Origin of the sequence: Coprococcus sp. AF38-1 (assembly GCF_003603945.1) — a bacterium.
In the GTDB taxonomy this organism is placed as follows: domain Bacteria; phylum Bacillota; class Clostridia; order Lachnospirales; family Lachnospiraceae; genus Coprococcus; species Coprococcus aceti.
Window position 1 is genome coordinate 154,409 of the sequence record NZ_QVGO01000003.1, and the last position, 25,235, is coordinate 179,643.

The window sequence follows — 25,235 nt, forward strand, 5'->3', positions numbered from 1 at the left end:
AAATTGAATAAGAATAATAAAGAGACAGTGAAAATCATTCCTTTGGGCGGTCTGGAACAGATTGGAATGAATATCACTGCGATAGAGTATGAGGACTCTATCATAGTCATTGACTGCGGACTGGCATTCCCTGAGGACGACATGTTAGGAATCGATCTGGTAATTCCTGATGTCACCTATCTCAAGGAAAACGCGGACAAGGTCAGGGGACTCGTGGTTACCCATGGACATGAGGATCACATAGGAGCCATACCGTACATTGAGAAAGAATTAAACATGCCGATCTATGCGACCAAGCTGACCATGGGTCTTATAGAGAACAAACTGAAGGAACACAACCTTATGAACAACACCAGAAGAAAGGTTGTAAAGTATGGTCAGAATATAAATCTTGGGGCATTTAGAGTGGAATTCATCAGAACAAACCACTCCATAGCAGATTCGGCGGCCCTTGCCATATACACACCGGCCGGACTTATTGTCCACACCGGAGATTTCAAGATAGACTACACACCGGTATTTGGTGGAACCATAGATCTTCAGAGATTTGCTGAGCTCGGCAAGAAGGGTGTGCTTGCACTCATGGCTGACTCGACAAATGCTGAGAAGGAGGGCTTCACACAGTCAGAGAAGACAGTGGGAAGAACATTTGACAACCTGTTCAACGACAACAAGGATCACAGGATCATCATAGCGACATTTGCATCCAACGTTGACAGAGTACAGCAGATCATCAATTCAGCTTACAAGTATGGCAGAAAGGCTGTCATAGAGGGACGAAGCATGGTGAACATCATCACCACGGCGTCCGAGCTTGGATATATCAACATACCGGATAACACACTCATAGATATAAGCGAGATGAAGAACTACCCGGATGAGAAGGTTGTTCTCATCACCACGGGAAGTCAGGGAGAGAACATGGCTGCGCTGTCACGTATAGCTGCATCCATACACAATAAAGTAGCCATAAAGCCTGGTGATGTGGTCATTTTCAGCTCACATCCTATACCGGGAAATGAAAAGGCGGTATTCAAGGTTATAAATGAGCTCGAGGCGAAGGGGGCACACGTTATATTTGAGGATACACACGTATCCGGCCATGCCTGCCGTGAGGAGCTCAAGCTTATATATGCGCTCACAAGACCGAAATATGCAATACCTGTCCACGGTGAGTATAGACACCTCAAGAGACATGCAGAGCTTGCAGTTGAGATGGGAATCCCTAAGGAGAATGTCAAGATCATGACCACAGGCGATGTTCTTGAGATCGGTGAGGAGAAGTTCGACGTTGTCGGCAAGGTTCCTGCACAGGGAGTGTTTGTGGATGGACTTGGAGTTGGAGATGTTGGAAATATCGTCCTCAGAGACAGACAGCTTCTGTCACAGAATGGCCTCATAATCATAGTTGTGACCCTGGACAGATACAGCAACCAGCTTGTTGCAGGACCGGATATAGTGTCAAGAGGCTTCGTGTACGTCAGGGAGTCTGAGACACTTATGGAAGACTGCAGGATCACATGTCAGGAGGCTCTCGACAGATGCCTGAGCCGCGGCGTGACAGACTGGGGTAAGATCAAATCCGTGATAAAGGATGACATGGGAGAATTTCTCTGGAAGAGGACAAAGAGAAGCCCTATGATCCTTCCTATAATCACAGAGGTGTAGAAGGGTGAGAAAATGACAGATACATTGGAACTTAGCAGACAATTGAATGCGTGCATCAAGGATTCTGATGTCTACAAGAATTATCAGTATTGCAAGGATAAACTTAGACAGAAACCAGAAAAACTTCAGCAGCTCATGGAATTTCGTAAGAAAAATTATGAAATACAGAATAACGAAATGCTTGACAATCCATATGATGAAGTTAATAATCTATTCATGGAATATGACTCCATAGTCCATGATACTATAGTCAATGACTTTATCAGGGCGGAGCAGAAGCTGGTGAGAATGATGAAGCTTGTATATGAACAGATAGCGGACGATCTTGATTTCGATATCATAGATGAGGACGCCCGGTGATTCGCGCTGGCTGGGATGTATTTGTGAACAAGGAGAATAACGATTATGGCTTTAGATAGTGCTAGAAGTATGAAGAAGATTCTGAGGTTCCTTTTTGGACTATTCATCAATGTATGTATTTTATTTATATTGGTAAAGGCTTTCTCATACTCGTATGATTTTGCGTATCAGGTGTTTGCCACAAGGGCTGCGGATCCGGGCAGCAACCGTAAGGCAACTATACAGATAACTCAGGACGAGCCGCTTCTTGATGTGGCGGATTCCCTTAAGACGGCGGAGGTCATCAAGGACAAATACGCTTTTATACTGAAGGTCAGAATAGGCGGATATGCAGATGATATCCAGCCTGGTACATATCAGATAGCACCGAGCGATACAAATCAGGAGATAATAGAGATCATAACGGGAAATGGCAAGAGTTCCTCGGGGGATAGCAGCGGAGACAGCAGTGATGATTCCTCCGGTGAGGACAGTGCTGAGGAATAGACAGAGAGGATAATTATGGTATGTGATGAAAGACTTGCGTCATTTATCAATTCCTTCAATACAGACTACGATGAGGTTGTGACCTCGATCAGAAGAGAGGCAGAAGAGAACAGGGTACCTATCATAAGACGAGAGGCTGGAGAGTTCATCAAGATGTTGATTCTTATGAACAGGCCGAAGAAGATTCTTGAGATAGGTTCAGCCGTTGGCTTTTCTGCCATTTTTATGAGTAGATTTCTGGATGATGACGCACATATAACAACTATAGAGAATTATCAGCCGAGAATAGAAGAGGCGAAGAAGAATATAGTCAGAGCCGGGGCTTCAGACAAGATTACTCTGCTTGAGGGCGATGCACTGGAGATATTACCAGAGATGACAGAAAGCTATGACATGGTGTTCATGGATGCAGCTAAGGGTCAGTATGGCAATTTTTTCACGGAGGCTATACGGCTGCTTGCCCCAAAGGGGGTATTGCTCTGCGACAACGTGCTTCAGGACGGAGATGTCCTTGAGAGCAGATTTGCAGTTACCAGAAGAAACAGAACGATACATTCAAGGATGAGAGAATACCTGTACGAGCTCACCCACAATGAACATTTGGAGACGGCCATACTCAATATAGGGGATGGAATGAGCCTCAGTATCAGGAAATAAACGAAAAATGGTTGGAGGAAACGATATGAGAGATAAGAAACCAGAGCTTCTTGTCCCGGCGGGCGGACTGGACACGCTCAAGGTGGCCGTGGACTATGGAGCTGACGCAGTGTATATAGGCGGACAGGCATTTGGCCTCAGAGCGAAAGCAGACAACTTTTCCATAGAAGAGATGAAACAGGGCGTGGAATATGCCCATGCACATAATGCCAAGGTGTATGTGACAGCCAATATATTTGCACACAACTATGATCTGGATGGAATAAGAGCTTATTTTGGCGAGCTGAAAGATACAGGTGTGGACGCTGTTCTTGTATCCGATCCGGGCGTGTTTACCATAGCTCGGGAGACTATGCCGGATATGGAATTACACATAAGCACACAGGCCAACAACACGAACTACATGACATACAAGTTCTGGTATGACCACGGCATAAAGCGGGTTGTGTCTGCCAGAGAACTGTCCCTTGCGGAGATATCACAGATAAGAGCAAACATACCGGACGATATGGAGATAGAGTCATTTATCCATGGCGCTATGTGCATATCATATTCAGGAAGATGCCTTCTCAGCAACTACTTCACAGGCAGGGATGCAAATCATGGTGCGTGCACCCATCCGTGCAGATGGAAGTATTCCATCGTCGAGGAGACCAGACCGGGAGAGTATATGACTGTCAACGAGGACGACAGAGGAACATATATATTTAACTCCAAGGATCTGTGCATGATAGAGTACATCCCGGAGATGATGGAAGCCGGAATAGACAGTTTCAAGATAGAGGGGCGTATGAAGACTGCTCTGTATGTGGCGACCGTTGCCAGAACCTACAGAAAAGCCATAGATGATTATATGGAGTCAGAAGAGAAGTACAGAGCAAACATGGAATACTACAAGAGAGAGATAGCCAAATGCACATACAGGCAGTTCACAACGGGATTTTATTTCGGGAAGACAGACTCAGAATCACAGATATATGATAGCAACACATATGTAAAAAACTATACGTATATTGGAACTGTGAGAGAGGTTACCCCGGATGGCTGTGTATGCTTTGAGCAGAAGAATAAGTTTCTGGTGGGAGAGAAGCTTGAAGCCATGGGCTTTGATGGAACAAATATAGAGTGCGAGGTTCAGGCGATATACGACGAGGAAGAAAACAGCATGGACTCTGCGCCACATCCAAAGCAGAAATTGAGGGTGAAGCTTGATAAGGAGCTTGAGACCGGTATTATACTGAGAAGAAAAGAGTGATCATAAGGATGTCTGGATGTCAATCCAGGCATCCTCTTAATTTCCCGAGAGCCTTTTTCTCTATGCGCGATACATAAGATCTGGAGATTCCGAGCGTACAGGCGACCTCCTTCTGCGTGAGAGGTGACTGTCCGCCGAGACCATAGCGCATACATATGATCTCTCTTTCTCTGGAGGAGAGGAGCGATGATATGCAGGAGGGGAGCAGGCACAGGTGGTCATCCTGTATCATTTTGTCCAGAACGTTGACGTTCTCCGAACCTATGATGTCAAGGATGACGATCTCGTTACCCTCTTTATCAGTGCCGATGGGATCGTAGATCGAGACCTCACGCGCCTTCTTCTTCTCGTGGCGGAGAGTCATGAGAAGCTCGTTTTCGATACATTTGGCGGCGTATCCTGACAGTTTGCAACCTTTGTCGGGTCTGTAGCTGTCTATGGCTTTGATGAGACCTATCGTGCCTATGGACAGAAGATCCTCGGGATCCCTCACGGCGGAATTGTACTTTCTGGATATGTGGGCGACCAGACGGAGATTGTACTCTATCAGAATGCTGCGGGCAGCCTTGTCACCGGACAGGCACAGCGCAATATATTTTTTTTCTTCTTCGGGAGTTAGTGGGTTTTTAAACGCTTCCATATATTAACTGCTCCCGTAAATTGATTGTACCGGCTGCACATTTGTTGGACGGGCTATTTTACAATTAGTACAGTCAGCTTGCTTATATAATATGTTTATTGTGCAGAAATAGTGCTTATCCACCCTGTAAAATTGCCGAAATCTGATAAATGTGCAAAAAAATATATCAAAATATGTACAAAATGTTTAAAATGTGAAAATACTGTGATATAATACGCTTTAGGTATTTGGATAATTCTGCCTGTGCGCAGGATTGCGAGAGACGTGAGGAGGGTATTTAGAGAATGCGATTAAGCGTGGGACGTAAGAAGATCAGAATTGGAGATGTCCTTGTAGCAGCGGGGGCTATCACGGAGGAGCAGCTTCAGGAAGGACTTGCAAAGCAGAAGGAGACCGGCAGAAAGCTCGGTAACGCCCTGGTTGATCTGGGATTTATAAGTAACGACATGCTGATTACGGTACTTACAACCCAGTTGGGAATTGACTACATAGAGCTCAAGGGAGCTAAGATCGAGGAGAAGGTTATACACATGGTGCCTGAGAACATGGTCACCAAGTATCAGGCCATACCTATAGAGATAGATCCTGATAACCCGAACATCCTCAAGGTAGCCATGGCGGATCCTATGGATATCATGGCCATGGACGATATAGGACTTGTCACCAACCTTCAGGTTGAGCCGATGCTCGCCTCGGAGGAGGGTATAAAGAACGCTATAGATAAGTATTACGGAAGTGCTCAGGCTATGGAGGCGGCAGAGGCGTACAGGCAGGAGCAGGCGAGCGCCTTGGGCGGCGGTGACGAGGAAGAGGGCAATGAGGAGATTGACAACTCACCTATCGTTCTCCTTGTTAAGCAGATTATTGAAGGCGGAGTAAGACAGAGAGCGTCAGATATACATATAGAGGCTCTGGAGAACAGTGTCAGAGTCAGATACAGAATAGATGGTGCACTTAAGCAGGTTATGTCATATGACCTCAGCATACTGGCTGGTATCACAGCACGTATCAAGATCATAGGCGGTATGGATATAGCAGAGAAGAGAAAACCACAGGATGGTCGTATCACCATCATGGTTGACAGAAGAGAGTTTGATGTCCGTGTTTCTATCCTTCCAACAGTTTTCGGAGAGAAGACGGTTATGAGACTTACATCCAAGGACGGTCTTACAAAACCGAAGAGTGCCCTTGGTTTCGATGCAGAGCAGGAGAAGGTTTTCGATAACATCCTCAGCAACCCACATGGTATCATCCTTGTAACGGGACCTACAGGATCGGGAAAATCAACCACACTGTACACATCACTCAGTGAGCTGAATACAGAGGATGTTAACATCATCACCGTTGAGGACCCTGTCGAGGCGAACATCAATGGTATAAATCAGGTACAGGTTAACAACAAAGCGGACATGACCTTCGCGGCAGCCCTCAGATCTATCCTTCGTCAGGATCCGGATATCATCATGATAGGAGAGATCCGAGACGGTGAGACAGCAGGAATCGCCGTACAGGCCGCTATCACAGGACATTTGGTTGTGTCAACACTGCATACTAACTCAGCGGCTTCGACCATCACCCGTCTTATCGATATGGGTATTGAGTCATATATCGCCGGTGATGCTGTTGTTGGAGTTATTGCACAGAGACTTGTGCGAAGACTTTGTACCACATGTAAGCAGCCGAGACTTGTGGAGGATGAGGAGAGAGTTCAGCTCGGTGTTCCGGCTGACGAGGAGGATGTCATCATCTACGAGCCACAGGGATGCCCACTGTGTAACGACACAGGATACTCAGGACGTATCGGTGTGTATGAGATGATGCCTGTATCGAGAGCGCTTCAGGCGGTTATCGCATCAGGAGCCACAGCAGATGTCATCGAGAAGCAGGCTCTGAAGGAAGGAATGCTCACACTGAAGATGGGAGCTGCCAAGCACGTTCTTGACGGTATCACATCCATAGCTGAGATGAACAAGATCGTTCACAGCACAGTGACCGTGGCCGAGGGAGTGGACATGGGAGAGCTGTAAGATATAAACGATATATAATGAGATTATATATAAATTGTAATTATTAATGCAAAAGGGAAAGGAAGGGACAAGTTATGTTAGACATGAAGGAATTACTTGCCTTCTCTGTAGAAGCAAAGGCGTCAGATGTTCATATAGCTGTAGGTATACCACCTAAGCTCAGAATCAACGGTAAGCTCACCGAGGTTGAGGTTCCGGCACTGTCACCTGCTGATGCGGCAGAGGCAATTGGATCTACTATGAAGGACAGGCATAAGGCCATACTTCAGGACAGAGGAGAGGTCGATTTCTCATTCGATTCACCTGAGACCGGACGTTTCCGTGTCAATGTATTCATGGACAAGGGAAACATGGCAGCAGCGTACAGACGAGTTGAGACTCAGATTCCAAGACCTGACCAGCTTGGTATTCCAAGGGAGGTTGTTGAGCTTTACAAGAGAAAGAGAGGACTGGTTCTCGTAACAGGACCTACAGGTTCCGGTAAGTCAACCACGCTTGCTTCTATTATAAACAAGGCGAATGAGAATCTTACGGATCACATCATCACACTGGAGGATCCTATAGAGTACATTCACCATCACAATAAGGCGATAGTTAACCAGCGAGAGGTTGGTATGGATACACTCAGTTATGCCAATGCACTTCGTGCAGCACTCCGTGAGGATCCTGATATCATCCTCGTAGGAGAGATGCGAGACCTTGAGACTATCTCCACAGCCATAACTGCTGCAGAGACAGGACATCTGGTATTCTCCACACTGCATACCATCGGTGCGGCGTCAACCATCGATCGTATCATAGATATCTTCCCTACAAACCAGCAGCAGCAGGTAAGAGTTCAGCTTGCAATGGTTCTTGAGGGAGTTATCTCACAGTCACTTCTTCCTATAGCAAGCGGCAACGGACGAGTTGCAGCCTTCGAGGTAATGCTTGCATCGCCTGCTATACGAAGTCTGATACGAGAGGCCAAGACTCACCAGATTCAGTCAACTATTCAGACTAGTAGAGCTTTAGGTATGATTACCATGGATGATGCGCTGTATGATCTGTATGCTTCAGGAACCGTCACAAGAGAGGTTGCTATGACATACGCACAGGATCAGCAGTACCTGAGAAAGAAGATCAACGGACAGTAAGATATATGGAATAATCGATTGCCATATGGGAAAATGTGGTATAATAACCAAGTCGCATTGTGCACATCGTCTAAAAAATAACGTGCAAATAATTAAATGTTGATTAAATCTGTGTGGTATAGTAAGATATTTTACATATAATTTATGTTGCATTATTGCGCTTTTAAAGTGCAGTGGGAACAAAACGTAAGAATATTAAGATTGGGTCGGAGGAGAGACAATGGCAGTATTTAATTACAAGGTTGTTGACAGAGATGGTAAGAACAAAAAAGGTACCATCGAGGCCCCTAACAGAGACGGAGCTGAGAAGAAGCTGAAGTCGGAAGGCTACTCTATCATGAGCCTGACGGAGCAGAGCAGTCCGCTGGGGGGCATAGGATTTAAGAAGAAGGTCAAGTCGAGAGATCTGGGTGTATTCTGTAAACAGTTCTCAGCGGTCATCAAGGCCGGTGTTACCATCATATCCGCGCTGGAGCTGATGGGAGATCAGATCGAGAATAAGACGTTGCGAAAGGCTATAGCAGATGCCCGTACATATGTAGAGAAAGGTGGAACTCTGGCAGATGCACTCAGAGTTAACCCTGATGTATTCCCGCCTATCATGATCAACATGGTGGCAGCCGGTGAGATGTCTGGTAATCTTGAGGTCTGCTTGGACAGACTGGTAGAGCATTTCGAGAAGGACAATGCATTGTCATCCAAGATCAAGGGTGCCATGACATATCCTATCGTAGTTCTCTGTGTTATGGTTATAGTTATCATAGTAGTGTTGGTAGCGGTTATACCAAACTTCTCAAGTATGTTTGAAGAGATGGGAACTCAGCTTCCACTCGCAACTCGTATGATGATGGCTGCGGCAGATTTTGTCATGTATAAGTGGTGGCTGCTCATAATCATAGTTGCGGCGATAGTATTCGGTGTTAAGTTCTTCAAGAAGACGCCGTTTGGTGAACAGCTCTTTGCGAACATAGGACTTAAGGCACCTATATTTGGCAACCTGAATGTGAAGACGGCGTGTGCAAGATTTGCCAGGACCATGAGCACACTGATGGCGTCAGGTATATCCATGATAGATGCGGTTGAGCAGGTTGCGAAGATGATGGACAACAAGATTATCAGAGACGGCCTGATGGATGCTAAGGTTCAGGTGTCCAAGGGTGTACCGCTTTCAAAACCGCTCAAGGATATGACGATGCTTCCTTCTATGCTCTCGGCCATGACAAAGATTGGAGAGGAGACAGGAGATATAGAGGAGATGCTCAGCAAGGTTGCTGACTACTATGACGAAGAAGTTGAGGCGGCAACGAATGCGCTTACAGCAGCTATGGAACCTATGATTATGGTTCTTCTTGCAGGTGTTGTTGGTATGATAGTTGCAGCGGTATATGGACCGATTATGAGTATGTACAATGCTATGGATAATGTATAAGATGCTACGATAAGGTAAGTATGAGGTTTGTCATACAAAGAGTGTTAGGGGATTGCCTGAATAAGCATAATTAAATGGCATATATCTAACAAGTACACATGGATGGTGTCATGAATGACCTGCATGATCCGTCGCAATAAAGATTAATTCCGGTAGAACGAGGATGCCGGTTTAATATAGTGCATAGCACAAAACAACAAACAACAAACAACAATTAAAAAAGGAGAGTAATATTATGAAGAAAAACAACAAAGGTTTCTCACTTGTAGAGTTAATTATCGTTATTGCTATTATGGCAATCCTTGCTGGAGCGCTTGCACCAGCTCTTATCAAGTACATTGCAAAGTCAAGAAGATCAACTGATGTATCAAATGCACAGACAATTGCTACAGCAGTTACAAATGCCCTTTCAGTTGAGGCTGCATATGATGATTGTAATGCCACTACATATAATGTTGCAGATGATGGAACACAGCTTGGAAGTGGAGATGCTTTCACATCTGAGGTTACAAGTCAGCTTGGTGCAAGTAAGTTTAAGCCTAAGTATGATAAAGGCAATACATTTGACATAACGATCAATTCTGATAAGTCTACATTCACAATTAAAGTTAATAACTCAGAGCTTTATCCAGACGTATGCGCAGCATATAAGTAAACTCTTAGTGTTACTTATGTGAACTTATGGATTGTTAATGATAACAATAAATGATGTTGCATAAGTGCAGCATGGACGATGATTATGCAGACTGTATTCCTCGTACAGACAGTGTGTGTAATCATCTCCAGATGCTGCTGTGATCTACTTTTATATCTATAGTAACTGGGATTTCCCCAGTTGCTATATTTAATACAAGGAGTTGAATACGAAGGGATATGTGGTTTCTTTTGTACTCACTCTTTCTTTGCAGTCGGCGGTTTTGTTACATGCGGCAGGACTGGATGGCATTACTTATGGCGGCAACTGGCTTACCTAGTGAAGCTGGTACTTATTTTTCTCGGTAAACTTTCTACTATATAAAAGGGTCATTATATGAGAGAGTGAGCTAAAAAAAGGTGACAGAGTGTTGACCTTTATCCAGATATAATTTGTCTGGAAAAATATTTAGATGGGGTGAACAGCGGTAAGCTGGTACTCAATGCAATATGGGAGTAATCTCATACAAAACTACTGATTAGCGAGGGAGGCTATTAAAATGGCGAGTAATAACAAAGTTTTAACAATCGACATTACAAATGAAAGTATTACAATCGTTGAAGTTACACCTTCAAACAAAAAACAGTCGACGATCCATAATGCGATAATCTTCGAGACACCGGAAGATGCCTATGAGGATGGTGTGATCAGAGACAAGGAGAGAATAGCTGAGGCAATTAAGTCACAGTTATCAGCAAATGGAATAACAAACAAGAATGCAATATTCGTTCTTACCTCTACAAAGATTGTTAACAGAGAGGTTCTTGTACCTTTCGTTAAGGAAAACAAAATCAAAGGAATTATTAATGCGAACTCATCAGAGTATTTCCCTGTTAATATAGAGGATTACGTAGTGTCTCACACTGTACTTGAGACCGTTACTGATGAAGAGAATAACAAGCAGCTCAGAGTCCTTGCAGTTGCTGCGCCAGAGAATATGGTTAGATCATACTATGATCTCGCAGCGATGGCAGGACTGAAAGTAGTGGCACTTGATTATATTGGTAATGCGATGCTTCAGTTGATCAAGACTCAGACAACAGAAGCTATGACAACTATGGTAATCCAGTTAGGTAGTGAATCAACGGTACTTAACATCGTGAAAGGAGACACGCTTCTCCTTCAGAGAACAGTTCCATACGGAACAAATGTTGTTGTGAATGAAGTTATGGATGCGAAGGGCGTGGATGCAACAACAGCCATGACATTACTTCAGAATGAAAGACTTCTCACGGTAGATTTCGACGACAACGCAATAACAGGAGCGTTCAGATATCTCATCAACAACATCGGTCGAGTTATGGACTTCTTTACTTCGAAAAATCCTGATAAGCCTATCGATGATGTATTCCTCACAGGTGATGGAGCCCTTATAAAGGGAATCGATGGACTGTTCAAGGTTCAGCTCAATGTATCGACCAGAGTTATGGATACATTGTACAACATTAAATTTGACCCTAAAATTGATCTTAAGATTTATAATCCTGTATATCTCATGGTTCCAATTGGTGCGGCGTTTGATCCTATGGGATTTGAAATCAATGATGCTGGCAGCAAGGGAAGTTCGCAAAATGTTGACACGACACCTCTTGTTATTGCATTTATCATCATAGCAGTAATCGTTGCAGGTGGTGTTACAGCATACTCATTTATAGCTAAGAATAAGGCTCAGTCAAAACTTGATCAGGTGAATAGAGATATTGATTCAATCAAGGATATAGAGCAGATTGTTCAGGACTATGAAGATGCAGAGTCTGTATACATGGATGCTCAGAATATGTACAGCTACACAGAGAACCTCAATGAGAATGTTGGAACACTTATTGCGGAGCTTGAGGACAAGATGCCAAAGGGAATCAGTCTTACAGCGTTTGATTCATCTTCAACAGAGGTTAGTTTCACAGGTAACACGAAGTCGTACGAGGATATAGCTGCATTTGCAATAAACCTCAAGGATATAGAGTGCATAGACAATTCATTCGTTCAGTCTGTCACTGAGAATGTGGATCAGCAGAGCGGGGATACAACATACGACTTTACAGTTACATGTATCTACAAGGATGTAAATGCAGATGACACCGAGACTTCAACAGATGAAGTATCAGTTAATTAAGGAGGGACTATCATGGATTCAATCACAAAGGGCCAGAGAAATCTATTATTATTCATATTGGGAATTGCTATTTTAGTGCTTCCTATAAGATTCCTTGCCATGAGCAATTTTGATGACAAGAAGAGTTTTGAAAGTCAGTACAACGAGAGACAGACATATTATAACAGCCTGCTTGAGAAGGATGCGAACAGACAGCAGTACATAGCTGACACTGAGAAGTACAAGGCAGACTATGAGGCCGTTCTTGCAGAATTTCCATCAGAGCTGTATCAGGATAACACAATCATGTATTTACAGGGTGTAAAGGATAAGTATAAGTTCAACTTCCCTACTGTAACAATGGGGGAGGAGACACTTTTCTATACACTTGGCGCAGGCGCTGTGGGCGACGTTACCGTTGCTGATAATTCAAGTGCTTCAACAGATGCAGCAGCATCTGACGTGACTATAGATGAGTCAGCAGCTACAGCATCAGGTTACAACTGCTATTCAGCATCATTCCCTGTCACATACGAGGGAGACTACAAGGATATCAAGGATGTCATCGACTACATCAAGAATGGTGATTATAGAATGACTCTTGATAATGTGACAATAGCCTTCAACGATCAGACAGGAAAGTATGAGGGAGATATGACTATAACCTCATATGCAGTAAACGGTGATGACAGAACTACAGATCACGCAGATGTGAATGTACAGACAGGTACAAACAACATCTTTGGAAACCCAACAGTAAAGTCTACTACGACTACGACCACAACAACAGTCCAGTAGATGCATACACTTAAATGGAGTGAACAAATAAATGGTTAAATCAAACAATAAAGGATTTAGTTTAGTAGAGATTATAATCGCTGCTGCCATATTTGCCATTCTGATATATCCGATAACTAATGCATTGATCACAGCCACGAAGACTGGTACAAAATCTACCAAGAAACAGTATGCAGTTGAGAAGGCTGAGGAGATTATGGAAAACTTCAAGGTCGCTGATATTAATGGAAATGTAAATATCCCTGATGATAATGGAACAAAGACTTACTCATTTTCAAAGGGAACTTCAACCAGTAAGTCCATAACATTGCCAAACTCAAAAAAAGCAGTATATTCAGATACTACATATACATGCAATGATGTGTCCATAGGTAAGTCATTTGAGACATATACATGTCAGGTAGATGTGAACGATGCAGCGTATCAGGTTTTAAAGAATGGATATGTACTCACAGGTCTTGATGGTGGTGCGACATTTAAGAGTGACGGAAGTGGAGCTATACAGACCAATGCAACAGAGTCAGGAACAATCAGGAATCTTGACAGCAAACAGTCAGCCATAATCATAGGTGCAACCTATAATGTGGCTGCGACAGGCAGCAATCTTGACAACCTTGCATACCAGTATTTCTTGGATGCTAAGCTTGATGTTCTGAGAAAATATGATGTTCAGTATAACCATTATCTTTCAGGTGGTGGAACTTTCGATGAGGATCATTTTCAGAAGAATACCAAGATCAAGATATCAAAGCTGGGATCCACATATACAGTTGAGTGTTATGTGGAATACACAGATTATACAACGGTCTCAGTTATCAGATCAGAGTATGAGAGCTCAGGCAACAATGTATATAAGCCAACGACATTATATGGAGATGGAATAGTATACAAGCAGGAGTTTACCAATGGTTTACCTCCAATATATCTCCTGTATGTTCCTGCAATATATAATGGTTCATACTGTACAACTGATACTATAACTGTTGACAATTCAGGAATATCAGAGGATGCTAAGGTATATGTATTTGAGACAACAGCAGAACTCGGCGATACATACAAGAAGATCATACGTGAGCAGTTCAAAGTTAGCAATGTTGATGATCTTACATATACAAATGAAAGTAAGAATACCAAGATGTCAGATGTCAAAGTAAGACTTAAACTTGCTGCTGGAGCAAAGGCAACAAATCTTAATGTTTATGCTAACTTTGATTTCGACAATGAGAATTCTGATTATGCAGTGGAGCGTTTATCAGAAGATCAAAGTGACAGTGTATATATGTATGATATAACAGTTACTTTAACAGATAGTGAAGGAAACAAGACAACAGTTACTGGAACAAGGGGGAAGTAACAGATGATTGAGAGATTAAAGCGTAAGCTTAGGCATACTGATGATCACGGCTCAAGTTTCGTCCTTGTAATAGTTGCAACCACATTCATGTGCATTCTGGCTTCGGCAATACTCATGGGAGCAATGATGACATATAAGCTCAAGTATTACAAGCTGAATTCTCTTAACAACTTCTACGAGGTTGAGACTGCACTTGATGAGATGTATGCGGGAGTAGGCGCAGCCACCAACGAGCATCTGTATTCAGCTTATACAACTACGGCTGAATTGGTTGTTGTGTATGATACAAAGAATCAGGCATATACAACTCTTGATAATAAGTCTGCTAACGAGCTTTTCAAGAAGTTTTTTATGACAGGATTTGTTGCAGATACTAATTATAAGAATTTGAAGAGTGTAACAGATACACTCCAGTCGTTTATATCAAATGAGTATGATGCAACGGAAAACCCTGATGGTGTCAGACTTGATACTACGAACATGAAGCTGGTGTATACTGATGCTAATGGCAAGACAACAACACAGTATTATAACAACAATGGTGCCGTGAAGACTGCGAAGGAGTCAGGATATGATAATGATACAGTTGATACGATCACATTTAAGAACATATGTGTAAAGAGAAGTGTGGATTTGAAAGGCACGACAGCAGGAACATATGAGCAGTCGATCACAACTGATATAGTCCTTACAGAGCCTGAGTATAATGTATCCTTTGATACAAGCAGTGTGGCGAGCAATACATTATATGAGTATGCAATACTTGCAGATATGGGTGTTGAAGTTGGAGAGGATAATGATAATAAGACAACGGATGCACAGATAAAGGGTAACATCTACGCAGCAAGCGATTATTACAATAAGGATTACAACGATGTAGCCGAGACAAAGGTTACGAACAAATATGAGAGTAAGCCTAGTACAATGTGGGGAACAAAGGACAGCAGTGCTTATTCCGGAATATTTGTAAATGGAAAAAATACATCACTTACACTCAACTCTGATGTTGTTGTGTGTTCAGGTTCTCTTGCAGCATACAATGGAGCAGAGATAAACCTTTCAGGTCGTACACAGACTCTTTCAGAGCTTTGGGCAGACAATATTGTCATAGGTGGAAAGGATGGCGGTTCTCTTAAGGCTTCTGCTGATGCATACATATTTGATGATACAGAGCTTAACGCAGAGAAGGCGAGTCTTAAGTTTACTCAGGGTAGCTATTTTGGATATAGCTACAATGCTCAGGATACGAGAAGCCTGAATTATCTTAGACAGAAGGGATACCTGGCAACCGGATATAAGCTGAGATCACACTTCAGTGACAGTGCGATCATAGTAAATGGTAAGAATTCAACACTTGATCTTCAGGAACTTAATTCACTGTATATAGCAGGTAAGTCATACATTGAGTTCTCTAAGATTGCAGCGTCCAGTGTTCCTGAGGATGACGAGAATATAACAGTTGATGAGAATGCAGATTATGCATTCACCACACTGGAGGATTATTCCACAGGACAGTCTCTTGATGTGAAGACTAATCAGCTTATGTTCCTCACCCAGTGGTCTGTAGTGAACAACACTGAGAAGGTTGACCCTGACACAGGAATCACTACAGTTACACTTCAGTTCCCAAAGACATTTGAGGCGGATGCGAACATACTTGATCTGTATGATGATTTCCTCAATGATCTTGCTACAGAGGGAGATAAGGGTGTAACAGCAATTAAGCAGACTGTTTCAGGACATGATTATTACTATCTGTATATTGAGGATGGAAAAGATTCATCCAATGTAAGCAATGCAGAGAAGTTTGCAGAGAAATATTATAAGCTTCTTCAGGATTACGGCGATGAGATAAGCAGTAAACTCTATAATGTACAGAAATATGAGCAGTTCCAGGTTAAGCTGGTTCTTCCGGCAGAGGGCAAGATAAATGCAAGCGGTGCTGTCACAGATCAGAATAACGATGATTCGCTGTTTCTGAGAGCATCCACAACTACCACAATGGATGTGGCTACAGCGCTTGATAATGTTTCAACAGGCAAGGTGTTTACTAACATCCTTGGTAACAAGGGTTCAGACAACAATAAAAAGGTATTTAATGACCTCAAGGCGGATGCTGCAGAGCTTTCAGGAAGTTCAGTTGCAAATGATGAAGAGACTACAAGTAATTTCCTCTCATATATGTATATAAATATGAAGGATCATCTGTCAGTTCTCAACAAGAAGGATGAGGCAACTAAGCCTGATGTAAATGCGTGGGAGATTGCAGGCTATAGCAAGTCAGCAAGTGGATATACAAGTACATATAATAAGGATAAAGATGAATATTCATATGATTACAGTATCACTCCTTTAAATCACTATGTTGATTTTGCTTATGTATTTAGCAGGAACCTTTCAATAGAGAAGACGATTGGAAATGCGACAGATAATGAAGCTAAGTCTATAGTGATTAATTCAGGTGATGTTAAGCTTCAACCAAACAATGGTGATGGTTCATTCCAGGGAATTATAATAGCTGGTGGCAATGTAAGATTTGGTGAGAATGTTAAGAGTTTCAGAGGAATGATAATCACAGGATCAAAACTTATAATTGATCATAATATGTCAATATCTGCAGATGCTGCATTTGTTGCAAATCTTCTTGAACAGTGTTCAGAGAGCACAGACGAAAAGCTTAATACACTCACAACAAAGGTATTGAAGAACTATACATCATCTAAGAGTGAAGGTAACGCAGAGGTAACAGGGGCATCGATATCAGACATCTCATATGAAGATATTCTTGTATTCCAGAACTGGAAGAAGAACGTGGAATAGGAGGTGTGGTTGATGAAAAGCAAATTAAAATCAGATAGTGGATATACATTAGTTGAGATGATTATAGTAATTGCGATTATTGCAATTATGTCAGGTGCAGGTGCGTTAACCATATCATCAATCAGGGCCTCTCAGGCAACAGCTTCCATGCAGAAGTTTGATAGTGAGTTATCGACTCTTGAGATGCGTACAAAGACACAAAAAGCTGGAGAGGCAATCAGAATAGTACAGAATGGTGCTAATTATGACATTTTCTATGGTACATGTACCGATGGAAATCCTTCAACATTTACAGCTAATTCCACAACAGCAGATAAAGTTCTGGAGAGAGTTACAATATATTATGCTGAAAACTATGATGCAGATTCAGAGACAACCCCTCTTACAGATCAGGTTATTGTTATAAGAAAATCTGATGGACAGGTGCTGGCAGGATATGGAGAGTATCGTTTTTGCAAATACAATAGTGGCAGTAACACCGTGGGAAGGGTTTCTTTAAATCAGTATACAGGTGGACACACATATGGAAAGAATTAGGGGGTGTGAAGAATGATATTAAAAAATAGAAATAAAGGCTTCACATTCATAGAGCTTATACTGTACATGGCTATACTTGGAATATTTATGGTAGCTGTTATGTCAATTATAAGTACGACTGTAGCATCACATAAAAAGCAGTCGTCAAGGCAGAAGATTCAGACACAGGCAACGGAGACATATGATGCTATAGCAGATATAGTGATGGGTGCTAGTGATATAAAAATTGATGGGTCAGCGTATGTGCAGACAGGAACATCATATACTAAGGTTACAGGAAGCTTTATTGTTCCCGATGATACATATATTAAAACAAATGGAACAGGAAGTACTCTCCGTACAGCGGGAGGAGTTGCTGAAGTTGTTCAGAATATTGTATCAGGTAGTGGAGTGTTACAGAAGAAAAGTAAATGTTATGATATTGCTGATATAAAGACTTTTGGTGGTGTTGATGCATCAAAGGATGAGCAGACATTTATAGATGCAGATTACCTTTGGGTACAGTATTCATCTGAGCTTGATAAAACAGCATTTTGTACAATAAAATACAGCAAGACAGATAAGAAGCTGTATATATCAAGACAGGAGATGAGTGATGAAGACATTGCTAAAGCAAAGCAGGATCTCAAGAGCAGTGATCCAACAAAAGTAAATGCAGCGCAGGCAACACTTTCATCATGTACTCAGTATGTGGATTCAAGTTCTCAGAAGGGAACGGTTCTTGCGAATAATGTGGCAAGCTTTCAGCTTCAGGTAAATCCAGATGATAACAGTTTGGCTGTGATAATTGGATTTGAGGATGAAAAAACAAATGAAAAATATAAAGTAACAAGTGTAGTTGGACTCAGAAATTCATTCGTGCTCAAGAAGCATGAGTGGGATTAATAGAGGAGGAAAATACAGTGTTTAAGAATAAAAAAATAGTCTTATCATCTATAGCTATTATATTCGCACTTGTAGTCAGCTCTATATTTGTGAATTATACACTGGCTAACTCCGATTCACAGGCTTCCCTGAGTGATGCGAACGGCAGCGGAAGTACATCTACAAGTCTGACGGGATTGTCCAATATCGATTTGGCAGTTAAGAACTCCAACGATGCTGGCAAGAAACAGACAGGAGAGGACAAATTCAGAATCGTCCAGATAGTACCTGATTCATATAGTGGCAATGCAGATATGGATGAGAAGCTGAAGGAAACTGTCACTGATAGCAAGTTTTCAGGTGATGCGAAGAAGCTGACAGGATACGATTCAACAACATATCTTTGGAGATATGTATATGCAGGTGAGTATTTCAGACTTGCAGTGTTCAATGGATATAAGACGATAAGCGATAACATGGCTGCCGGTGCGGTGACTCTTACAACTTGTACAGTCAGCGAGCTGAACAGCATGGATACAACAGCCCAGGGAATCCTCAATCAGGCGGATTTCATATATATTTGGGCAAATGGTGCCAGTGATTATGCCAGCACATCAAATGATATAAGCGAGGATCTGTATAACTGGCTGGATGCGTATGCTACAGCAAACTCACATCCTATAGCATTGTGTACAGGAACTCTGTGTACATCAGAGCCAGAGCTTATAACAGGAAATAATGATGATTACAGAATGGGTGCACTTGCATACAAGCTGATCACCAAGGGTGCTGTGGCAAGATATGATAATGTCCTTGTTACAGAGCCGGATTTCTTTAAGACACTTTATCAGGAGGCAGATGATAACAAGACGACTCCTGATATAAACAAGACAACAAAGACGATCTCTGACTTTATTCTTCAGGCAGAGAGAAAAGCCAGCGAGGGTGGTAGCGATTACCTTAACTATGGAACATACTATAAGTGGTATGAGGGTGTATCAATACTTGATTTCCTTGATGGTAACATACCGGATAATATCAAGGATTCCACATATGATAAGGCTGGTTCAAGATCAGGTCTTACAGGAGACAGAAAGTCGTGGAACTTTGATAATGCCAAGATACTTGTGATTTCAGAGGACGGAGCCGGCAGTGCAATGTTCAGTGAAATCACAGAGAAGAATAGCAGTGCTACACGTGGAGACATGGCTTCTGCTGATTACACATTCAATGCGAAGACAAATACATGGGAATCTGTACAGAAGGCTCCAAACAGCGATCTGACAGGACATATGTATGCGAATGGTACTTCAAGCAGTGGTACAGGTCTTTCAAGATATGTGCCAAGTGGTGCTGATGTTTATCTCATTGACAGTGCCGATCTTGTAGAGGCGATGACCAATGGCGGTAAGGCATTTAAGAATGTCAACTTTGCAACATCATACTATAAGGATGTCAAGACAAAGTCAGTTTCCGGTACAGTGAGATGTACTGATGATGCAGGTGATGCAGTGGATCCAGCAGCAGATATGTATGCATATCTTGTAGTAGAAAATGGAACACAGCTTAATCTGGCAGGAACATCAGTAGATATTCTTATGAAGGCTCCTCTTGAGATGAAAGAGGTTCCGAAACTTGACGAGAATGGTCAGGAGATAAAGGATGCTGATGGCAACACAGTTATGGAGACTGTATACACATACAGCTTTGACAGACTCAGCCCTGAATATAGCTACAAGGTTGTAGTTGGAGGAGATGTCAGTGATGACCAGTTCTCTTATGATGATCTTGTGGTTGGAGTAGCTGATAATTCCGGTCTTGTTGACGGAAGTGATGCTGATTATCAGTATGATTTCAATATTAAGACAGTTGACGAGGACAATGTATCAGGATACACATACAGAATAGACGCAGCAGGAACAGAAGATGAGAATGTTGTAGTTACATATCAGGATTTCCAGGAGAATGTTGGTAATGCAGATCTCAATTATGAGTATAAGAGTGATCTTGTATATACTAATCTGGATTTCTCAGATGCGGCAAAGGTTGTTTCGTATGTTACTGGTCTGCATGACAAATATCTCGAAACCCAGGCAGTATTCATGAATGGTACTTATGATAAGCTTGATCTCTCAGAGTATGACTTTGTATTTATTGACAAGGGTACATATAACAAGGAGATAGGCACAGCGGTATTCAAGGATCTGTGCAGTGCAGTCGAGAGTGGACAGTATTTTATAGTTTCTTCTAAGGCCGGTGACGGAAAGGGCTCAGGAGATGGCAGTGGCGATGATTCAGATCCAACCATTCCGGTAGTTGATTCACCATCGGCAAAGGCAGTGGCTGATGTTATCAATGCCAGTGTGTATCGCGATGGTTCTGATAACAAGTTCAAGGTACTTGAGATTCAGCCGGATTATCCGATTGATCTTGAGGTGGCAGCACTTCAGGATACCGTAAGTACAGCTTATACAACAAGAAGTGATGGAACAACTAAAATAACAGGAAACTATTATACAGTTCCATCTGATGTAGTAAGTGGTAAGTCTAAACAGGAGCTTGCGGCCAGAACAGAGTATTATGATTTTGATCTTACCAAGGCGAAGATAGCGTATGCTATCGATGGAATATCCATTGGAGATATTCAGCTCACTCAGGTTTCGACCGAGCAGCTCATTGGTATGAAGGAAGATATAGCAGCGACATACGATCTGGTATATATCGGTGGCGATATAAGTGCTATGGATAGAAATCCAGCGGAGATGTACAAAGGACAGAATGATATCGGTAATGCTACGCCGGGTTACACATATCAGATATTCCCAACATTCATCATGTATTACCACACAGGTACACTCAGTCAGTTGATGAATGCATCTACATATAGCCCAGATACAGCACCTATATCAGGATCAACAAATATGCTTGCATCACCAAAGGTTGGTGACAAGTATTACACAACAACATATCTTGCAGAGAATGGTAACGACCTGACAAATACAAAGTATCAGGAGCTTCTCACATACATGGCATCAGGCAGACCGATGATCATAAGTGATGAGCTTACCAGCGTATATGAGAATATGCAGGGTACAAATGCAAATGGTGATAAGCTTTCACAGGCTGAGCTCCTTCAGGGATATTGGTATAAAGATGGAAAGCTTGAGAGAAAGAATTATTATCTCGATCCATCATCAAGAATGTATCAGTTGGTAGATACCCTCTATGCAAGACATACAGGAGCAAATGGATCAAATATTCTGTGGGGATTCGATAAGGATGCAACACAGTATATAAGTGATAAGGATGGAATATACGGTAACAGTTTATGGACAAAGCGTGTTCAGTCACTTGCTGGAGGTAAGTTCAAGGAAACTGATTATATGGACTCAGACGTACAGGATCAGTCATGGTATAAGCGTCCGGGAACAGATACTGTATATTATAATTACAAGGTAGTCTATGATGATGCAACTTCAGCATCTCTTAACAGACTGGTGACAGGAAGTGCACATAGAACAAGACTTACTATCACTACAAAACCAGTTACATATCAGCAGGGAATACAGCAGACTTATATCAAGTCCAACAGACTACAGTTTACATTCCAGGTTGATGGTGACAAGTCAGTATATAACTACAAGTTGTTTGTAGATGTTGATAAGAATACAAAGTTCGAGAAGGGCGGCGGTGATTATTGTCTTGAGGACAAGATCACAAATGGTCAGGAGAAATCACTGACAGTAGCGCTTGACTCAGAATTCTTTGGATCAGCAGCATGGTATCTTGAGATAACAGATGAGGATGGCAATATAGTTGCTTCTTCTACAGGTCTCAGCAAGATAGTAAACAATAATGTATCAAAGAGTGAGATAAATGTTCTTCAGGTTCAGACAATGGCAGAGGGACAGACGGCAACCTCATGGGGAGCAACTGATACACTTTACTTTGATATTGAGTCACAGACAGCTCACAAGATTGCAAAGTACAATGTATTTGCAAACATGGCAGAGCTTGATAACGCTTCAACTACTCAGTATGCAGTTCTTGGAAGACATGAAAACAGATTCGGCGTATATGAGTTTGATACAAACACAGATGCGGATGATTATTATTCGAATCTTGCAGATGAGCTTTCAGAGGATTATGACATAAATCTTGATCTTGTGGTTGCTTCAAGTGATAGAGCTTCATTCAAGACAGGAGATGGAGTAGATGCTCAGTATGATTGCCTTGATACTATGGTAGAAGAGGCTGAGAAGCTTGCCAAGGGTGAGAAGGTTGATGGACATAGTCAGGAAGAGTACGAGAGCCTTGCCGCTGTTGCACTTACAGAATATTCAGCAGCGTCAGCAAAGGTTGCAACGCCAAAGAAGATTCTTGATAACTATCTCAAGAATGCAATAGACTATATTGATGGTAAATATACAGGAACTACAAATTACAGTACATTTATCAATAATTTCAGGACAAGCAATGCAGAGACAAAGAAAGTCCTTCAGTATATGCAGGATACAGGCGATTATTATCTGATATTCTGGCCAAAGTACAACACAATGAATCACTGTGAGGGTGACTTCAAAGCAGGAAAGATGTCAGATGATTTCGGAGCTGATTTTGCTAAGTATTATTCAGATTATGTGACAGCAAAGAACGCAGAACTTGAGGCAAAGGATAAGTACAATACTTACCTCAGACGTTCATATGGTAAGAGCTTTATGAAGAACATGTACTCAATACTTGTTCTTGGACCATCGGATTCATTTGGTGGATTTAAGGTTGACTTCAAGAAGGAAACATGTCAGTACATACTTGACTATGTATCAGCAGGAGGAGATTTGTTCTTCTTCCATGATTCAATGTCACCATATGCAAATGCAGGTGCAGTTAACCTTACAAAGTCACTTTTATCAGTAGTAGGAATGAACAGATTCCATGTTGATATAACAGACAATGTTGTTAAGTATGACAATCCACTTAAGCTTGGTAAGTATAACGTTAAGAGTGTTTCTTACAGCAAGGCTTCTGTTAATACAAGTACACTGGAAGTTACATACACAGCAGATGGAACAGTTGATGATGTGACATATACATCACCGGATAGCAGCTTGTATTACCTGACACCATATGCAAATAATCCTACTGCAGGCGAAGGATTACTGAACAGTATGAATTCTAACATTATGGATGTATTTGTTGAGAAGAACGCATACTGGCAGCCATATCTTGGAAAAGATAAGAAGGTATATGTAAGTGCACTTGCAATGACAGCACTTTACTACAATGGTAATATGGCTGGTGCAACAACTACACTTCCATATGTATATGCACAGGAGTCATATAAGGCAGCAACAGCCTGGTCACAGGCTTCAAACCAGGATCAGTCAGCTTGTGCTGAGACAGTTAAGGCTACACAGCTTAACTCAGGTCTTGTAACATTGTATCCATACAACATAAGTTCATCACTGAACATATCGGGTACACATCAGCAGGCATTTGCACTTGATCTTGAGAGTGACAACATAACAGTATGGTATACTCTTGCAGGTTCAAATAACTCATCGAACAGTAAGATGCGTTCATCAAAGTATGCAGCGGATCCTGGAGATGCAATGGAGGCTTACTTCATCTACACTACAGCTTATGGCAGTGGTGCGATCACATATTGTGGTGCCGGACATTCATCAGTTACAGGTAGACGTACAAGAAACAATGATGAGAGAAAGCTGTTCATCAACGTTATTGTAAACAGTGCATCAGCAGTACCAGAGATGCCAACTATCAAGTGTTACGATCCAAAGCAGACATGGGCTGCAGAGGATGAGCTTCCAAAGGATGCAGAGGCACTTGCTTCATCAGGAAAGACTGTATATGTAAGTGAGGTTGACTCAAAGACAGATGATCCTGAGTTTGATTATAAGATTGGAATTCCGGAGAAGACAAAGGTAACAAAGGTTAACATTTACTATGATCTGGATTACGATGATTCCGATTACTCAATCAGACCAAGCTATACAGAGAATACTGATAAGATGATTAAGTCATACGATAAGATTGGTACAGCCAAGTTAACATCAATTGCAGGCGATATAAAGGATATTGTGAGAAATGGCAATGGTACAGCCCTTACACCTGATGATTCGTGTTATGCACCATATGGTGGAAATTACACATACATCGTTGTGGAGGTATATTACCAGGGCAAGACAGTTCCTGTATATACAATGATCAAGGTTAAGGCCGCAGATCCATTGTTCGACCTGACAGACAATACTATAGACGTTCCGGCACTTGGAGATTTCATTGCCGAGAAGAAGAATGTATTTGCATAATGCGTATATAGTATAAATAATAGCAATAAATATAGAAACCGGGGTGGTTATATACTCCGGTTTCTTTTTGTGTTATACTGACTCTG

At 42.0% G+C, this 25,235-nt stretch carries 17 protein-coding genes; 16 read left to right on the forward strand and 1 reads right to left on the reverse strand.

All coding sequences use genetic code 11. The annotated features are described in order from the left end of the window. Positions 1–3: 3 nt before the first annotated feature. Genes DW025_RS05245 through DW025_RS05265 form a run of 5 tightly spaced genes read left to right on the forward strand, consistent with a single transcriptional unit; the run spans position 4 to position 4,426 of the window. Positions 4–1,668 carry a ribonuclease J gene (locus DW025_RS05245; RefSeq protein ID WP_022217240.1) on the forward strand — a complete coding sequence of 555 codons (1,665 nt, stop codon included), beginning with the start codon at positions 4–6 and terminating at the stop codon, positions 1,666–1,668. Between the two features lie 12 nt (positions 1,669–1,680). Beyond that, positions 1,681–2,028, forward strand: coding sequence for a YlbF family regulator (locus DW025_RS05250; RefSeq protein ID WP_015533125.1), 348 nt, complete (start codon positions 1,681–1,683; stop codon positions 2,026–2,028). Positions 2,029–2,073: 45 nt separating this feature from the next. Beyond that, complete coding sequence (locus DW025_RS05255; protein WP_022217242.1) at positions 2,074–2,514, forward strand: endolytic transglycosylase MltG; 441 nt, start codon at positions 2,074–2,076, stop codon at positions 2,512–2,514. Positions 2,515–2,529: 15 nt separating this feature from the next. Further along, the gene (locus DW025_RS05260) at positions 2,530–3,171 is read left to right on the forward strand and encodes an O-methyltransferase (RefSeq protein ID WP_117874710.1); all 642 of its coding nucleotides are present in this window, start codon (positions 2,530–2,532) and stop codon (positions 3,169–3,171) included. A 25-nt stretch (positions 3,172–3,196) separates the two neighbouring features. Continuing rightward, the gene (locus DW025_RS05265; protein WP_022217244.1) at positions 3,197–4,426 is read left to right on the forward strand and encodes a peptidase U32 family protein; all 1,230 of its coding nucleotides are present in this window, start codon (positions 3,197–3,199) and stop codon (positions 4,424–4,426) included. A gap of 19 nt (positions 4,427–4,445) precedes the next feature. Here DW025_RS05265 and sigK read toward each other — a convergent pair whose 3' ends face one another. Next, positions 4,446–5,066, reverse strand: coding sequence for an RNA polymerase sporulation sigma factor SigK (gene sigK / locus DW025_RS05270; RefSeq protein ID WP_119999072.1), 621 nt, complete (start codon positions 5,064–5,066; stop codon positions 4,446–4,448). Positions 5,067–5,350: 284 nt separating this feature from the next. On the opposite strand from sigK, the gene DW025_RS05275 reads away from it, so the two are divergent. The 11 genes from DW025_RS05275 to DW025_RS05325 all read left to right on the forward strand — a co-directional run bounded on the left by DW025_RS05275 (position 5,351) and on the right by DW025_RS05325 (position 25,149). Continuing rightward, a complete protein-coding gene (locus DW025_RS05275) occupies positions 5,351–7,093 on the forward strand; it encodes a GspE/PulE family protein (RefSeq protein WP_119999073.1) in 1,743 nt (580 codons plus the stop codon). A 74-nt stretch (positions 7,094–7,167) separates the two neighbouring features. Then, the gene (locus DW025_RS05280; protein WP_117548741.1) at positions 7,168–8,229 is read left to right on the forward strand and encodes a type IV pilus twitching motility protein PilT; all 1,062 of its coding nucleotides are present in this window, start codon (positions 7,168–7,170) and stop codon (positions 8,227–8,229) included. 220 nt (positions 8,230–8,449) lie between these two features. Continuing rightward, positions 8,450–9,658: a type II secretion system F family protein gene (locus DW025_RS05285; RefSeq protein WP_119999075.1), complete on the forward strand. Its 1,209-nt coding sequence runs from the start codon at positions 8,450–8,452 to the stop codon at positions 9,656–9,658. A 235-nt stretch (positions 9,659–9,893) separates the two neighbouring features. After that, a complete protein-coding gene (locus DW025_RS05290; RefSeq protein ID WP_119999077.1) occupies positions 9,894–10,313 on the forward strand; it encodes a prepilin-type N-terminal cleavage/methylation domain-containing protein in 420 nt (139 codons plus the stop codon). A 538-nt stretch (positions 10,314–10,851) separates the two neighbouring features. Further along, positions 10,852–12,465 (forward strand): type IV pilus assembly protein PilM, encoded by a 1,614-nt coding sequence (pilM, locus tag DW025_RS05295; RefSeq protein WP_119999079.1) that lies wholly within the window; start codon positions 10,852–10,854, stop codon positions 12,463–12,465. A 12-nt stretch (positions 12,466–12,477) separates the two neighbouring features. Continuing rightward, positions 12,478–13,242: a hypothetical protein gene (locus DW025_RS05300; RefSeq protein ID WP_119999081.1), complete on the forward strand. Its 765-nt coding sequence runs from the start codon at positions 12,478–12,480 to the stop codon at positions 13,240–13,242. Between the two features lie 31 nt (positions 13,243–13,273). After that, positions 13,274–14,596: a prepilin-type N-terminal cleavage/methylation domain-containing protein gene (locus DW025_RS05305; RefSeq protein WP_119999083.1), complete on the forward strand. Its 1,323-nt coding sequence runs from the start codon at positions 13,274–13,276 to the stop codon at positions 14,594–14,596. 3 nt (positions 14,597–14,599) lie between these two features. Further along, complete coding sequence (locus DW025_RS05310; RefSeq protein WP_119999085.1) at positions 14,600–17,416, forward strand: hypothetical protein; 2,817 nt, start codon at positions 14,600–14,602, stop codon at positions 17,414–17,416. A 12-nt stretch (positions 17,417–17,428) separates the two neighbouring features. After that, the gene (locus DW025_RS05315) at positions 17,429–17,953 is read left to right on the forward strand and encodes a prepilin-type N-terminal cleavage/methylation domain-containing protein (protein ID WP_119999087.1); all 525 of its coding nucleotides are present in this window, start codon (positions 17,429–17,431) and stop codon (positions 17,951–17,953) included. A 12-nt stretch (positions 17,954–17,965) separates the two neighbouring features. Then, the gene (locus tag DW025_RS05320; RefSeq protein WP_119999088.1) at positions 17,966–18,838 is read left to right on the forward strand and encodes a prepilin-type N-terminal cleavage/methylation domain-containing protein; all 873 of its coding nucleotides are present in this window, start codon (positions 17,966–17,968) and stop codon (positions 18,836–18,838) included. A 17-nt stretch (positions 18,839–18,855) separates the two neighbouring features. Next, the gene (locus DW025_RS05325; RefSeq protein ID WP_119999090.1) at positions 18,856–25,149 is read left to right on the forward strand and encodes a DUF5057 domain-containing protein; all 6,294 of its coding nucleotides are present in this window, start codon (positions 18,856–18,858) and stop codon (positions 25,147–25,149) included. Positions 25,150–25,235: the final 86 nt, after the last annotated feature.